The organism is Peribacillus sp. NJ11 (genome assembly GCF_030348405.1).
In the GTDB taxonomy this organism is placed as follows: domain Bacteria; phylum Bacillota; class Bacilli; order Bacillales; family DSM-1321; genus Peribacillus.
The window spans coordinates 622,753-637,740 of sequence record NZ_JAUCFO010000001.1 but is presented as its reverse complement, the minus strand read 5'-3'; the positions used below and the strand labels follow the sequence as shown (position 1 = coordinate 637,740).

Genomic DNA, 14,988 nt, shown 5'->3' with positions numbered 1-14,988 from the left:
TGAGGGCCATCATCGGTGCATCCAGGTTGGGTAATCACAAAGACTGGCTGCGTTTTCCTTTGGCAGCAGCTTTTTTGAGCTAATGGCTAAAAGAGCTTAATGAAAGTTCATTGAAGATAATTTAACTTCCAAGGGAGTCTTTTTGTTAAACCTTCAAATCTTTGAAGGATTAAATGGCAATCCATGTTACTATAGAGCAGTGAAATTAACCTATCTCTTTTCACATTAACCATTACTTAAAGGAAGGTATTAAATATGAAAAAGATTTCTTTAGATGTTTTCTTTATATTAATAGGAGCTTTTATTTTCGCTTTGGCAATAAATCTTTTCGTTATTCCCAATGAACTTGGTGAGGGAGGAGTCACGGGGATAACCATCATTTTATTTTATCTTTTTGAATGGTCACCAGGGCTGTTAAGTTTGATCATTAACGCTTTCCTGCTCATTGTCGGTTATAAATATTTGTCGAAAATGACAACGGTTTATACAATTATTGCCGTTGCATTTAATTCGCTTTTCCTCCATTTAACCGAAAGTTGGAGTATATCTTCAGATGAATTGGTCATCAATGCGATATTTGGCGGGGTTTTTGCAGGAGCAGGTATTGGCATAATCATTCGTGTTGGAGGTACAACTGCCGGTACAACGATCCTAGCCCGAATTACGAATAAATATTTGGGGTGGAGCTTAAGCTATGGACTTCTGTTTTTCGATTTAATCGTTGCGTTCTCATCTTATTTCATCATTGGTGCAGAAGGTCTGATGCTTACTATTCTCATGCTTTATATTGGTACAAAAACGATGGAATTCATCATTGAGGGATTGAACCCGAAAAAAGCGATTACCATCATTTCAAAAGAAGCGGACCAGATTGCAAAGCAAGTAACAGAATTGATGGACCGAGGGGTCACTGTTTTTAGCGGTCATGGATACTATACAAAAGAATCAAAGGATATTTTGTATATCGTTATAAGTAAGCAAGAGGTACTCAAGTTAAAGAGAATTGTTCAGTCAACTGATAGCAATGCATTTATAGCCATACATGATGTTCGGGACGTATTTGGTGAAGGATTCCTGGATATTTCGAAGTCCTGAAGCTATTTGGCAGAAGGAGGATATCGTAAGTTCGAAATGAAAAGGCCTAATAGGCTTTTTTATTTTGCACTGTAAAAAAAATCTGTGAATTCGGAATAATTTGTTATATTATGTAAGTAAGAAACCACACACCCTGAGGAGTGCAGCCATTAATTGTGGAGGTGTCCAAGATGATCCTTTTAAAAGTGGATGACAGAAAGTTTGGGAAAAGCAATATCAAGTACAGTGTCGTTGATAAGGAAACGAATGAATTGATCATTAGTGGTGTGTTTAAAGAATTTGGACAAGCAAGCGATAAATATTATGAATTGAAGGATGAATATGGTCCTTCCAATGTGAAAATGGTATTGAAGTGAAAAGAGGGGAACCGTTGGGTTTCCCTTTTTCGTATACTAGAAAACGGCCCGTACAATAAATTAGATTTTATAATCGGATAAAGGAATAATCAAAGGTTTCTGAATCATATAATTAGGTTGAGAAGGTTTTTAACATCCTTTTTTTACAATATACTACAATTTTATTGTAAAGTATGGAATTAGGTGGTAATATAAAGCCCATAAATGTAAACGTTTGCAAAGGGATTTTGTGAGGAGGTGATGTAAAAGAAGTACGATAGACTATGATTATCGCAGAATTAAAGGCTTTTATTTTACAATTTTATGCAAACGTTTTCTTAAAATTGCGTGAATCTTATGAAAAAGGGAGAGTCGGTAGGTATGAAGCAAAAAAAATGGTACGGGGGAATCTTTTCTGTTTTATTAATTTTTAGTGTGATTTTGGCTGGATGCTCTTCATCTACTGGCGGAAATAGCGACTCTAAGGATAAAGTGACGCTGGATATATTTCAGTTCAAGGTAGAATTCAAGTCGCAATTCGAGACATTGGCAAAACAATATGAAAAAGAAAATCCAGATGTGAAGATCAAGGTATCGACAGTTGGCGGTGGAAATGATTATAAATCAGCCATTACGGCAAAGTTCGCTTCCGGTGAGGAGCCAGCGGTTTTTAACATTGGCGGACCGGTAGATGTCGAGCAATATAAAGATAGATTAACAGATTTAAAGGACACGAAAGCTGCAGCAGCGGCACTTGATGGTACTTTGGATGGCGTGGAAGAGGACGGGCAAGTTCTCGGACTTCCATTTAACCAGGAAGGTTACGGCTTGATTTATAACAAACGGATATTTAAAGAAGCCGGAATTAATCCTGATGAAATTACAAGTTATGAAGCCTTGGAGGCGGCAGTTAAGAAAATGGATTCACAGAAAGATAAATTGAAAATCGATGCAGTTTTCGCGTATCCGGTTAAAGAGAAGTGGGTGACAGGAAACCATTTATCCAATGTATTCTTATCTCCGGAGTTTGATGGGAATGTGTTGGAAGCAAGCAAGGCCTCAACGGTTAAATTTACTGATGGTGACAAGTTTAAACAAATGGTCGATATCCAAAATAAATATTCCGTCCAGCCGACAGCAAGTCTCGATTACTCCCAACAAGTGGAAGAGCTGTTCTCACTTGAAAAGGTTGCAATCATTCAGCAAGGTAACTGGGTATATAACACAGTGTATGATATGGACCCTGAGTTAGCGGAAAAAGGCATTGGCATCATTCCGATTCCTAATGGAGACTCTGCGGGCATGCCAGTCGGCGTACCGAACTATTGGGCAGTGAACAAGAAATCGGATGAAAAGGTGCAGGAAGAAGCGAAGAAGTTCCTCGACTGGATGTATACATCTGAAGAAGGGAAAAAAGCCGTTTTGGAGGATTTTAAATTCATTCCTGCTTATGAAGGATATGATGTAGAAAAAATAGCCGATCCAATTTCAAAAGAAATTTATAAATACTCCCAAGAAGGAAATACGATTGGTTGGGTGTTCAATGGATATCCGGTTGGTTGGAATGATGACCTTGGTGCAAGTGTCCAAAAATACGTAACTGGTAAATTGACGTGGGAGGAATTTGTACAACAGAACATTGAAAATTGGGAGAAGATTCATAGCAAATAAGTGTTTGGAAAGGCAAATGACCAATCGGCATGAAAAAAGTGTGTCGATTGGTTGTTCCTTGTTACAAGAAAGTCTCTAAGGGAATTTGCCGCAACAAGATTTTCATCAACTAACTTAGTCATGATCGATGATTTTTCTATAATTTAAAACCCGTTAACTATTAAATCATTTCAAGGAGGTCGGTTTCGTTGAGGAATCGGGATGCCGCATATTGGCTGTTTTTAACACCTGTTCTTGCTGCACTCATTTTGGTGGTGATCGTGCCACTCATCTACGGATTTTATTATTCCTTTACGAATTGGAACGGTCTAGGGACACCAGATTTCATCGGTCTAAAGAATTATATGGACTTGTTTACTGATAAAGGGTTCCTTGATACATTTTGGTTCACCATTAAATTTTCCGTAGCTGCAATCGTGGTAATCAATATCATCGGATTAAGTTTGGCTCTAATCGTGACATCGAAAATTAAATCAAGCAACATCCTGCGGACAGTTTTCTTCATGCCCAATTTAATTGGCGGCTTGATTCTCGGTTTTATTTGGCAGTTCATTTTCATTAAAGTCTTCGGTGCGATTGGTGATCTGACTGGGATCGAAGCATTTAATGGATGGTTATCAACAACAGATACAGGCTTTTGGGGATTAATCATTTTAACGTCTTGGCAAATGGCCGGATATATCATGATCATTTATATTGCATATCTGCAGGCTGTTCCTGAAGACTTGATCGAAGCGGCAAAAATTGATGGGGCTAACAGCTTCCAGCGTTTTCGCCATATTACCTTTCCGCTTGTGGCACCTGCTTTTACCGTCAGCTTGTTTTTGACTTTGTCCCACTCGTTCAAGATCTATGATCAAAATCTTTCTTTGACGAACGGGGCTCCCTATAATTCAACCGAAATGGTCGCGATGAACATCGTAAAATCCGCTTTCACTGAAAATGATATGGCATATGCACAGGCAAAGGCCGTTATCTTCTTCGTAATTGTGGCGGTAGTTTCACTGACACAAGTCTATATCAATAAAAAACGGGAGGTTGAGCTGTAATGAGGGAAAAATGGAAATTGTGGCTGATTGGATTCGTCGGATTCATTTTGGCCATATTATGGCTCACTCCGTTTTATTTAATGATTGTCAATGCTTTTAAAATGAAGCGGGATATATTTGCCGATACACTGGGACTGCCTGAAACCTGGACATTCGAAAACTTCTATCAAGCATTCGAACAATTGGATTTCCTCCGGACTTTATTCAATTCTTTATTGATATCGGGCGTCAGTGTAGTCATCATCATCATCTTTTCTGCGATGGCGGCATATGCGCTTTCCCGTAACAAAAGTAAAATAAGTTCCTTGCTTTTCTTTGTGTTTGTAGCAGCCATGTTGATTCCGTTTCAGTCTGTGATGATACCGCTTGTTGCCCAATTCGGACAGTTTGGGATGTTGAACAAGGCAGGACTGATTTTCATGTATTTAGGTTTTGGCTGCAGCCTTTCCATATTCCTATATCATGGTACTTTAAAAGGGATTCCCATCTCACTTGATGAGGCTGCAAAAATTGATGGTGCAAACCGGTTTCAAATATTTTGGCATATCATATTTCCATTATTAAAACCGATGTCCATTACAGTTGGGATCTTAAATGTCATTTGGATATGGAATGACTATTTGTTGCCATCCCTTGTTATTGGTGGCGCAGGATCTGAGACCATCCCACTTAAATTATTCTTCTTTTTCGGACAATATACGAAACAATGGCATCTAGCCTTGGCTGGACTTACTTTATCCATCATTCCAGTCATCATTGCGTATTTTTTTGCTCAGAGGCAAATTATCAAAGGAATTGCAGATGGAGCCGTTAAATAACTATTTAAATATAGGGAATATTAAACCATGTGCGGTGAACGGGAAGTGGTGATGAATATGTCTGTTACAATAAAGGACGTTGCCAAAAAGGCTAATGTCGCTCCATCAACGGTATCGCGTGTAATCCATAACAGCCCGACAATCAGTGAAAAGACAAAGCGTAAAGTACGCAAGGTATTAAAGGAAATGGGCTATCATATGAATGAAAATGCCCGGAACTTAGTCACGAAGTCCACTAAGGCCATTGGGATCGTCATGAAAAGTTCCGCAAGGGAATCACTTTATAATCCCTTTTTTCCAGAAGTGATTCGGGGCATTGGGGATTTCTGTAATAAAGAGGGGTACAGTCTTTCTCTGACAACCGGCGAGACGGAGGATGCCATCTTTGAGGATGTTGTGAAAATGGTTCAGGGCAGAAGAGTTGATGGCATGATTGTTTTATACTCTAAAAAGGACGATAAAGTCGTGCCATATTTATTAAAGCAGGGCTTCCCGTTTGTTTTGATAGGGAAGCCAAGTACGAACATGAGCGGCATTACATTCATTGATAATGATAATGTTCAAGCGGCCAGGGAAGTATCGGAGTTTGTAATCAGTCTTGGGCATGAGCGAATCGCCTTTTTAGGAGGCAGTCCAGAGTTTGAGGTGATTCAAGCCCGCATGGCAGGGTTTCAACAAGCGATGGAACAGGCCGGGTTGGATGTGCCACAGGAATATATCAAATTGATCCCTTTAAATCGAACGGATGGAATAAAGGCTATTGACGAATTGCTGGAATTGAGGGAGGCTCCAACCGCTTTTTTGGTTATGGATCTTTTATTGGGTGTTCTTTTGCTAGGAGTGCTAGCTGAAAAGAACTTGAAAGTACCAGAGCAAATTAGCGTCGTCTGTTTTAACCATTCAGAATTCATAGAATTTTTAAGCACTCCACTGACAACGGTTGATATCCATACGTATCAGTTAGGGTATGAGGCGGCAAAATGCGTATTCGATCTTATTGCAAATCCCGAAATGATGGAAAAGAGCATTAGGATTCCTACGAAAATCATAAAGCGGGAGTCGCATTTTGTAGCTGAAAAGGAAATTAAATGAAAAATGTAGAAATGTTTTACCAATTAAAGCTTGATTTTTGCTAACATAAATTTACAATATAGATTATCACTATTATTTTTGAAAATTCATACTTTCTTGAGTCATTAAGTATGTTCTTATAACCGGCTGAGATTTGATCATGCCCAACGCAAACGTTTGCGTTAAGAATAAAGAGGTAATAGTTAAACATGCAGAGTAAGTTGCCGACAAATTAATATGGAATGGAGGAGATTGTTTGAGAGTCCTAGTATGGAATGAGTTTCGCCACGAGAAAACAAAGCCTGAAGTAGCCGAAGTATATCCAGATGGAATCCACGGGGCAATTGCCGGCTTTTTGCAAAGTGAGCAGGTCGAGGTGAGAACGGCTACTCTCGATGAAGAAGAGCATGGATTAACCGAAGAAGCACTGAAACGAACCGATGTACTTCTATGGTGGGGGCATGTTGCACATGATGAAGTCCAGGATGAAATCATTGCGAGGGTTCACAAGCGAGTACTCGAGGGAATGGGTCTCATCGTCCTCCATTCCGGTCATTTCTCAAAAATCTTCAAACGATTAATGGGCACGACTTGCGATTTGAAATGGCGGGTGGCTGATGAAAGGGAACGGCTTTGGGTTGTCGATCCCAGTCATCCTATCGTTGATGGAATCGGAGAATATATAGAGCTTGAGAAGGAAGAGATGTACGGGGAACATTTTGATATTCCTGCACCAGATCAATTAATATTCGTCAGTTGGTTTGAAGGCGGGGAGATATTCAGAAGCGGTTGCACGTATCAGCGGGGAAAAGGGAAGATTTTCTATTTCCGACCAGGTCATGAAACATATCCGACCTACCATAATCCAGAGATTCAACGGGTAATTAAGAATGCCGTTGATTGGGTCAAGCCGGAATTTGGAATGGTAACGAACTATGGGAAAGCCGAACCGTTGGAATCCATCTCGACAAAGAGCTGAAGTGAAGGAGAGAACAGAATGGGTAAAGTGAAGGTAGGGGTCATTGGATGCGGGAGTATCGCAAAAAATAGGCATTTTCCGGAGTATGATGCACATCAGGAAACTGAAATCATTGCCGTTTGTGATATTGTGCCAGACCGGGCGAATGCAGCAGCACAAAGGTATGGCGCGCAAGCATATACTGATTATATAGAACTTTTGAAGAATGAGGAGATAGAAGCGATCAGTGTATGTACACCGAATTACCTGCATGCACGCATCACAGTTGCGGCCTTGGAAGCAGGTAAGCATGTCCTTTGTGAAAAACCGATGGCCACTTCTTTAAATGACGCTGAAGAAATGAATGAAGCAGCAGTTAAAAGCGGCAAAATACTAATGATTGGTCATAATCAGCGTTTTGTTCCCTCACATCAAAAAGCGAAACAGCTTATTGAGAGTGGTGAACTTGGAAAGGTCTATAGCTTCCGGACGGCTTTTGGACATTCCGGGCCAGAAACATGGAGCGTGGACGGACGGGAAAGCTGGTTTTTTAAAAAGGATCAGGCAGTCATTGGTGCAATGGGTGATTTAGGCGTTCATAAAGCTGATTTATTAAGGTATATCCTTGGAGAAGAATTTGTTGAAGTGGGAGCCTTTGTGGAAACGACTGCCAAGAAAAACACAGACGTTGATGACAGTGCTGCCTGTATCCTACGGACGGAGAGCGGTATCATCGGTACTCTTACCGCCAGCTGGTCTTATGCAAAAGAAGACAATGCGACGGTCATTTATGCGGAAAAAGCCGTATTGCGTCTTGAAGACGATCCGAAATACTCACTGATCATCCATCATGATAATGGAAAGACAGAAACCATCCAATTGGGAAGCATCCAGACAAATGACTCTGAAGGACAGCATGATTCCGAAGTAATCAGCCACTTTGTAAAATGTGTGGTGGACAATGAGGAGCCTCTTGTCACAGGAGTAGAAGGATTAAAATCATTAAAAGTCATTCTTGGCGCGATGGAATCAAATGCATCCCGAAAAATCATCCGCTTATAAAGGGGTTAATAGTCATCATGTACAAATTAAAAATGGGTATTATCGGTGCTGGCGGAATTGCCCAAAAAAGGCATATCCCAGCTTTTCAAAAATTTCAAGATAAAGTAGTTTTATACGCCATTCATGATATAGATGAAATGAAGGCGCGAGAAGTTGCACGTGAATTTCATATCGAGAAAGTTTTCACCAATTATGAAGAAATGTTTGCTGAAGTGGATGCTGTAACGATTGCAACGCCAAACAAGTTCCATGCGGAGATTTCCATTGCCGCTCTGCAAGCGGGTGTGCATGTGTTATGCGAAAAGCCAATGGCAATCACTACTGAGGAATGTAAGGCAATAACCGAGGCTGCAAACATATCGGGTAAAGTGTTATCGACTGCCTATCATTACCGCTTCATGAAGGAAGCCCAGGCTGCAAAGAAAATGATTCAGGCCGGTGAAATCGGTGAGCCTTATGTAGCGCGTGTACAGGCAATCAGACGCCGCAAAGTTCCTGGCTGGGGAGTGTTTACAAGCAAGGAATTGCAAGGCGGGGGAAGCGTAATCGACTACGGCTGCCATTTGCTTGATTTGGCTTTATGGCTGATGGATGACCCAGAACCGATTGAAATCGTAGGTTCGACATATAATTATGTCAGTAAGGGTGTCGATCAGGTCAATCTATGGGGGAACTTCGATGCCTCGGTATTTGAAGTGGATGATCATGCCACGGCATATATCAAATTTGCCAACGGAGCATCTTTATTATTCGAAACATCTTGGGCTGCGAATATCCGTGAAGAAGCAACTGTTCTGAGTTTATCCGGAACGCAGGGCGGACTTGATGTGTTCCCGCTAGTCTTGAATCAGGCTAAGCACGGCATGCTTTTGAATAGTGAGGCAGTATGGATGCCAGGGGAGGATACACCAGACCTGCAGCAGGCAGAAAACTTTATTGATAGCTGCCTAGGGTTGGTGGAACCATTGGTAAAACCATCGGAAGCCATGAAAGTTTCGAAAATAATCGAAGCTATTTATCAAAGCTCGGCAAGTGGGAAGGTCATGAGCATAAATTAAAGAAAAGGTGAGGTGGGGCTTGTGAAATTAGGGATTTTTACAGTGTTATTTGCTCAAAAATCATTCGAGGATATGCTTGATTATGTGGCAGATTCCGGTTTAAAAACAGTTGAAATCGGTACAGGCGGGTATCCAGGCAATATCCACTGTCCACTTGATGAACTGCTGGAAAGTGAAGAAAAGCGCCAAAAATACTTGGAATCCGTTCAAACAAGAGGATTGACGATCAGTGCATTCAGCTGCCACGGCAATCCAATCTCTCCAGATGAAGCATTCGCTAAAGAAAGTGATGAAACACTGATTAAAACAATCAAGCTTGCATCCTTACTGAACGTCCCGGTCGTCAATACCTTTTCTGGTACAGCCGGTGATCACGAAGGAGCTAAATATCCAAACTGGCCTGTCGCCCCATGGCCAAATGAATATACAGATGTGCTGAAATGGCAATGGGAAGAAAAATTGATCCCCTATTGGAAAAAAGTAGCCGCCATTGCTGATGAACACAATATAAAAATCGGACTTGAACTGCATGGGGGCTTCCTCGTTCACACCCCCTACACCTTGTTAAAACTGCGGGAAGCTACATCGGATGCAATAGGCGCCAACCTTGATCCAAGCCATCTTTGGTGGCAGGGCATCGAGCCAGTCGGTGCCATCAAAATCCTAGGAAAAGCGGGAGCAATCTACCACTTCCATGCAAAAGACACATACTTGGATCAGGATAACATCAATATGTATGGATTAACCGACATGCAGCCATATGGTAATGTCCAAAGCCGTGCCTGGAACTTTCGCTCTGTAGGATGCGGTCACAGCCTGCAAGAGTGGTCCGACATCATGAGCGCCCTTCGCACATACGGTTACGATTACGTCGTCAGCATCGAACACGAAGATCCGCTGATGTCTGTAGAAGAAGGATTTCAACGGGCGGTATCCAACCTTAAAACTGTTCTAATCAATGAAAGCCCGACTGATTTATGGTGGATATAATTTATAGCCGATAACGAGCAGCCTATAGCAGGTTGCTTTTTATTTTGACCCTTACTCGTGAAAAAGTGCAATTTCACGAGAAAAAGCGTGAAACTCACGAGTAAAAGCGTGGAATTCACGAGTAAAAGCGTGAAACTCACGAGTAAAAGCGTGAAACTCACGAGTAAAAGCGTGGAATTCACGAGTAAAAGCGTGAAACTCACGAGTAACAGCGTGGAATTCACGAGTAAAAGCGTGAAACTCACGAGTAAAAGCGTGAAACTCACGAGTAAAAGCGTGAAACTCACGAGTAAAAGCGTGGAATTCACGAGTAAAGGTGTGAAACTCACGAGTAAAAGCGTGGAATTCACGAGTAAAAGCGTGAAACTCACGAGTAACAGCAAAATTCACGAGAAAAAGCGCGGAATTCATGAGTAATAGCGTGGAATTCACGAGAAAAAGCGTGAAACTCACGAGTAACAGCAAAATTCACGAGTAAAGTGCAAAACTACGAAAAAAAAGCAAATTATTGCTGAAAACTCTTCTAAAATAAAAAAATGATGCCCCCGGAATTCTGGGGGCATCTCAATTATCATCTCTGCCTTGGAGTATAATCCAATTCCTTAAATAGTTCTGTCAATTCATCCTCGGTCAGGTCGCGCCATTGTCCTAGCGCCAGTCCGTCCAAATGGATGTTCATGATTCGGACTCGATGCAAATCACGGACTTCATAGCCTAGTGCGGAGCACATACGGCGGATTTGTCTGTTCAGTCCTTGCATCAAAGTGATGTTAAATGTATATTTGGTCAACTGTTCAACCTTGCATGGAAGTGTTTTCGTATCCAAAATCTCCACTCCGGATGACATATCTTGAATGAAGGAAGCGGTAAGAGGTTTATCCACGGTTACGATATATTCTTTTTCATGTTTGTTTTCTGCACGAAGGATTTCGTTTACAATGTCTCCGTCATTTGTAAGCAGGATCAGACCGCTTGAGTCTTTGTCCAGCCGTCCGATATGAAAAATGCGAAGCGGATGATTTACAAAATCAACAATATTTCCTTTAATGTGTTTTTCCGTCGTACTTGTAATCCCTATCGGTTTATTCAGTGCAATATAGACATTTTGCTGTTCCACTTTAATGGGCTTGCCATCTACACGAACATCATCGCCGGGTTCAGCTTGACTGCCAAGCTCAGCAACAGTGCCATTAATCGTCACGCGGCCCTCGGCTATCCATTTATCTGCGCCTCGTCTCGAGGTAATTCCGGATTCACTGATATATTTATTGATCCTCAACTAAAGCACACCTTTACATTCAGATTTTCTTCTTTAAAGGATAACGTAAATCATGCTGCGTAGACAAGGGGAAAAGACAAGAAAGCGTTCTTTGATTTGGATTTCTGGACATTTTTTACATGTGCCTTGTGACAGCGGCCGGATATTCCTTTTTCTTTTTACTTGTCAGGTAGACACCTATGAAGACAAGGAGACCACCCAGGAGTTGGACGATAGTAATCGGTTGCCCTAAAATCAGGCTAAGAATGGCGGTAAAAACAGCAATCAGATTTAAATAAACTCCAGCCTGGCTGACATTGATATGGCGAAGGGAAATATTCCAGAAAATAAAGGAACCGACAGACGGGAAGATTCCAATATATAAGAGACCCGTGATGGCTTTACTGCTTAAATCAAGGTTCATTCCCGAGCCAATGGCGAGTGGAGCGACGAGAATCAATCCGAGAAATACGGAAACGGCAGTGGCTGAGATGATCGGTATGTTTTTCAGTTTTTTACCGATTATTGAATAGAAGGTCCAAACGAGAATCGCTAAGATCATCAATAAGTCGCCTTTATTGTAATTGAGCTGGAAAATATCGAGAAGGTGTCCTTTTGTCAAGACCAATAAAACGCCGAATAAAGATATGATAAGTCCGAGTGCATGGTGGGATGAAATTTTCTCCTTCAACAGCAAAGCCGAAAAAAGAACAATTATGGCAGGGTTAATTGAATTGACAATAGCTGCATTCATGGAAGTTGTATAGGTCAGAGCCCAATAAAGGAAAAAATTATAACTGATGATTCCGAGCACACCCATGACTAATAGTAATTTCCAGGCTTTCCATACACTCTTCCAGTTTGGCTTTTCAATCCATTGGGCTAAAGGAAACAAAAAGAAAACGGCTATTAGCCATCGTGTAAATGTTAGTTGGATCGGGGAAAGTTCGGTCACAACGTATTTTCCGAAAATGTAATTACCGGCCCAAAACAAATTTGCCAAGATAAGAAATAAAATAACAATAGATTTTTTCATCAGACTGCCTCTTCCCCAATTGATGGAATATTCATAAAATATAACAAAACAGAAGTACCTAAGCAATATAGAGAGCCTAGTAGTCAATTTTTGTACAAGGATGGACCACAGGAGCAGGAAAAATGAAGAAAGGCCGTTCAACTTGAGCTGAACAGCCTTTTCTTATTTTTATTAAGCGAAAATGGCACTGATTTCGGCGATTTCATCCATGGTTAGACTGACATCCAATGCTTGTAAGTTGCGTGAGACCTGTTCTGGCTTTTTCGCTCCGGGAATCAGGACATCTATCGAGTGGCGAGTTAAATACCAAGCTAGTACCACATCGGCGACATCGGCATGCTTCCTGTTGGCGATCGCCCGTACTTCTTCCACTTTATGCAGATTGCTTACAAAGGCTTGTCCTTGGAAAAGCGGACTTTTTGCCCGGCCGTCCTCGAATGTTGATTCCTGATTATATTTGCCGCCTAGTAGACCGGAAGCAAGGGGGAAATAAGGAATGAAGGAGATATTATTCTCGGCCGTATAGGGCAGTAAGTCTTGTTCCGCCTCCCGTTTGAATAGATTGTACTCGGATTGCAGGACATCGACATAGCCGTCTTTATTCGCTTCTTTCAATTGTTCGAATGAAAAGTTCGAGACACCGATGGACTTGATTTTGCCTGCGTCCTTCAATTCCTTTAAGGCACCTACTGCTTCATCTTTAGGAGTAGCTTCATCAGGGAAATGGATATAGTATAAGTCGATGTAATCTGTTTGGAGCCTTTTTAGACTCGAGTCCACGGCATTTTTCAGAAAAGCCGGGGAGTTATCAAAGACGATGTTGCCATCGACAAATTTATGTGCCCCCTTAGTGGCAAGGACTATATCCTCGCGTTTGCGGGTCTCTTTAAGGATTTCACCGATAAGTTCTTCTGAACGCTCAGGACCGTAAATGTAAGCTGTATCCCAAAAGTTAATTCCCTCTTCCAATGCCGTTCTCAAAACATCCCTTCCTGTATCCTCGCTTAGATTAGGGAATAGGTTATGTCCGCCAATGGCATTCGTGCCAAGGCCAATCGGATTTACATACAGATCTGTTTTACCAATACGGGTTTGTTTAGACATATTACTTATCATCTCCTTTATCCCATCATAACAAAAAGTGGATGTCGGTTTCCAAAATAATGCAATGCAGGGCGTCCCAAAAATAAGCAGATGATCTGTAAAATCATCTGCTTCCTTCATTATTATAATGTTTCGATTTCCAACTCCTCAGCTGGAGCTGTCTGTCCGGTTTGACTGAGCAGAAGGCCAAGGGCAGTACCGGCGAGAGCAGGGATGATCCATTCCATACCGTAGGCAGAAAGGGGAAGGACATCACTCAATGTTTGCACGGGTCCTAATTGTAATCCGAATGCATTCAGTCCATCTATCAAGGCGAAAACTCCTGTGAAGGTCATTGCACTACGATATACTTTCTTAGGGTTTTTGAAATGACGGCTGAAGAATGTCAGGGCAATCAGGACGATCGTTAACGGATAAGCCATCACAAGGAATGGTACCGATACTTTCAAAATTTGATTCAGACCCATGTTAGAAAGGATGAAACCGACGATTGTTACGATCAGGATGACGGTTTTGTAGTTCAGCTTGGGAAAAAGTTTCGAGAAATACTGTCCGCAAGCAGTCGTCAATCCGACGACGGTGGTGAAACATGCTAAAGTGAAAATGATGCCAAGAAGGACCTTCCCGCCAGTTCCAAGTAAAAGGGTGGATGCGACAGTAAGGATATCCGTTCCGTTTTCGAATGATCCATCCGCTGCCATGCGTGCTCCCATTACACCTAAGGAGATATAGACTAAAGAAAGCAATACACCGGCGATGAGTCCCGCTTTTACTGTATATCTCGTCAATTGTTTTCGTTCGGAAATCCCTCTTTGTTGGATTGAAGTAAGGATGACGATCCCAAAAGCCAGGGCAGCTAGAGCATCCATCGTGTTGTAGCCTTCAATGAACCCTTTCGAAAATGCTCCTGCTGCATATGCTTCTGTTGGGGCTTGGAATGGAGCATCAAGCTTTACGAACCCGACTACACAGAGAACGACCATGGACAAAAGTAGAACAGGTGTAATCCAGCGGCCCATGAAGGTTTCCATTTTTTCTGGATTCAATGAAATGGCATAAACGATGATGAAAAATAGGGTTGTGAATATGAATAGGAATAGTGATTGATTCATTGAGTCGCCAAGATATGGCTTGAAGCCCATTTCATAGGCAACATTCGCATTCCGTGGAATGGCTAGAAAAGGCCCGATGCTTAAATAAATGACTACCATGAACAACGTGCTGAATAGAGGATGTACACGTGCCCCGATAGTTTGTGCCCCGCCTTTAACAAGTGAGACGGCCAGAAGCACCAATATTGGCAGTCCGACTCCGGTAACGACAAAGCCGGCAATGGCTGGCCAGAAAGAAGTTCCCGAAGATGCACCTAAAAATGGGGGGAATATAAGATTCCCCGCTCCGAAGAACATTGAGAAAAGCATAAGGCCGATAAATAATGTGTCTGTTTTTTTCATGGTGATTTCTCCTTTTTTTAAAATGATGA

General features: G+C 41.7%; 15 protein-coding genes. 10 read left to right on the top strand and 5 right to left on the bottom strand.

What is annotated here, in order from left to right; all coding sequences use genetic code 11:
- The first annotated feature begins 255 nt into the window (after positions 1-255).
- The 10 genes from QUF86_RS03175 (at position 256) to QUF86_RS03130 (ending at position 10,107) form a co-directional block, all read left to right on the top strand.
- Positions 256-1,095, top strand: a complete 840-nt coding sequence (locus tag QUF86_RS03175) for a YitT family protein (RefSeq protein WP_289318172.1) — start codon at positions 256-258, stop codon at positions 1,093-1,095.
- A 170-nt stretch (positions 1,096-1,265) separates the two neighbouring features.
- The gene (locus QUF86_RS03170) at positions 1,266-1,451 is read left to right on the top strand and encodes a hypothetical protein (protein WP_289318171.1); all 186 of its coding nucleotides are present in this window, start codon (positions 1,266-1,268) and stop codon (positions 1,449-1,451) included.
- A gap of 360 nt (positions 1,452-1,811) precedes the next feature.
- On the top strand, positions 1,812-3,101 hold the full coding sequence (locus tag QUF86_RS03165) for an ABC transporter substrate-binding protein (RefSeq protein ID WP_289318170.1): 1,290 nt from the start codon (positions 1,812-1,814) through the stop codon (positions 3,099-3,101).
- Between the two features lie 188 nt (positions 3,102-3,289).
- Complete coding sequence (locus QUF86_RS03160; RefSeq protein ID WP_289318169.1) at positions 3,290-4,150, top strand: carbohydrate ABC transporter permease; 861 nt, start codon at positions 3,290-3,292, stop codon at positions 4,148-4,150.
- Positions 4,150-4,968: a carbohydrate ABC transporter permease gene (locus tag QUF86_RS03155; protein WP_289318168.1), complete on the top strand. Its 819-nt coding sequence runs from the start codon at positions 4,150-4,152 to the stop codon at positions 4,966-4,968. The genes QUF86_RS03160 and QUF86_RS03155 overlap by 1 nt, the downstream gene beginning before the upstream one ends.
- 57 nt (positions 4,969-5,025) lie before the next feature.
- Positions 5,026-6,060: a LacI family DNA-binding transcriptional regulator gene (locus tag QUF86_RS03150; protein WP_289323535.1), complete on the top strand. Its 1,035-nt coding sequence runs from the start codon at positions 5,026-5,028 to the stop codon at positions 6,058-6,060.
- 235 nt (positions 6,061-6,295) lie between these two features.
- Positions 6,296-7,018 carry a ThuA domain-containing protein gene (locus QUF86_RS03145; RefSeq protein WP_289318166.1) on the top strand — a complete coding sequence of 241 codons (723 nt, stop codon included), beginning with the start codon at positions 6,296-6,298 and terminating at the stop codon, positions 7,016-7,018.
- An 18-nt stretch (positions 7,019-7,036) separates the two neighbouring features.
- A complete protein-coding gene (locus QUF86_RS03140) occupies positions 7,037-8,059 on the top strand; it encodes a Gfo/Idh/MocA family protein (protein ID WP_289333601.1) in 1,023 nt (340 codons plus the stop codon).
- 17 nt (positions 8,060-8,076) lie between these two features.
- Complete coding sequence (locus tag QUF86_RS03135) at positions 8,077-9,117, top strand: Gfo/Idh/MocA family protein (RefSeq protein WP_061461353.1); 1,041 nt, start codon at positions 8,077-8,079, stop codon at positions 9,115-9,117.
- Positions 9,118-9,138: 21 nt separating this feature from the next.
- The gene (locus QUF86_RS03130; RefSeq protein WP_289323538.1) at positions 9,139-10,107 is read left to right on the top strand and encodes a sugar phosphate isomerase/epimerase family protein; all 969 of its coding nucleotides are present in this window, start codon (positions 9,139-9,141) and stop codon (positions 10,105-10,107) included.
- On the opposite strand, the gene QUF86_RS03125 is transcribed toward QUF86_RS03130, so the two are convergent.
- From QUF86_RS03125 to brnQ, 5 genes are all read right to left on the bottom strand, one after another.
- Entirely contained in the window at positions 10,038-10,478 is a 441-nt protein-coding gene (locus QUF86_RS03125) for a hypothetical protein (RefSeq protein WP_289333600.1), read from the bottom strand. The genes QUF86_RS03130 and QUF86_RS03125 overlap by 70 nt on opposite strands.
- 200 nt (positions 10,479-10,678) lie before the next feature.
- On the bottom strand, positions 10,679-11,386 hold the full coding sequence (rluF, locus tag QUF86_RS03120; protein ID WP_289333599.1) for a 23S rRNA pseudouridine(2604) synthase RluF: 708 nt from the start codon (positions 11,384-11,386) through the stop codon (positions 10,679-10,681).
- A gap of 115 nt (positions 11,387-11,501) precedes the next feature.
- The gene (locus QUF86_RS03115) at positions 11,502-12,401 is read right to left on the bottom strand and encodes a DMT family transporter (RefSeq protein ID WP_289333598.1); all 900 of its coding nucleotides are present in this window, start codon (positions 12,399-12,401) and stop codon (positions 11,502-11,504) included.
- Positions 12,402-12,572: 171 nt separating this feature from the next.
- Complete coding sequence (locus QUF86_RS03110; protein ID WP_289333597.1) at positions 12,573-13,505, bottom strand: aldo/keto reductase; 933 nt, start codon at positions 13,503-13,505, stop codon at positions 12,573-12,575.
- Between the two features lie 122 nt (positions 13,506-13,627).
- Entirely contained in the window at positions 13,628-14,959 is a 1,332-nt protein-coding gene (gene brnQ / locus QUF86_RS03105; RefSeq protein WP_289318158.1) for a branched-chain amino acid transport system II carrier protein, read from the bottom strand.
- Positions 14,960-14,988: the final 29 nt, after the last annotated feature.

Coding starts and splice junctions, on each gene's coding strand:
- QUF86_RS03170 (WP_289318171.1), top strand. CDS start 1,266: ATGATCCTTTTAAAAGTGGATGACAGAAAGTTTGGGAAAAGCAATATC.
- QUF86_RS03165 (WP_289318170.1), top strand. CDS start 1,812: ATGAAGCAAAAAAAATGGTACGGGGGAATCTTTTCTGTTTTATTAATT.
- QUF86_RS03115 (WP_289333598.1), bottom strand. CDS start 12,401: ATGAAAAAATCTATTGTTATTTTATTTCTTATCTTGGCAAATTTGTTT.
- QUF86_RS03110 (WP_289333597.1), bottom strand. CDS start 13,505: ATGTCTAAACAAACCCGTATTGGTAAAACAGATCTGTATGTAAATCCG.
- QUF86_RS03150 (WP_289323535.1), top strand. CDS start 5,026: ATGTCTGTTACAATAAAGGACGTTGCCAAAAAGGCTAATGTCGCTCCA.
- QUF86_RS03155 (WP_289318168.1), top strand. CDS start 4,150: ATGAGGGAAAAATGGAAATTGTGGCTGATTGGATTCGTCGGATTCATT.
- QUF86_RS03135 (WP_061461353.1), top strand. CDS start 8,077: ATGTACAAATTAAAAATGGGTATTATCGGTGCTGGCGGAATTGCCCAA.
- QUF86_RS03140 (WP_289333601.1), top strand. CDS start 7,037: ATGGGTAAAGTGAAGGTAGGGGTCATTGGATGCGGGAGTATCGCAAAA.
- QUF86_RS03175 (WP_289318172.1), top strand. CDS start 256: ATGAAAAAGATTTCTTTAGATGTTTTCTTTATATTAATAGGAGCTTTT.
- brnQ (WP_289318158.1), bottom strand. CDS start 14,959: ATGAAAAAAACAGACACATTATTTATCGGCCTTATGCTTTTCTCAATG.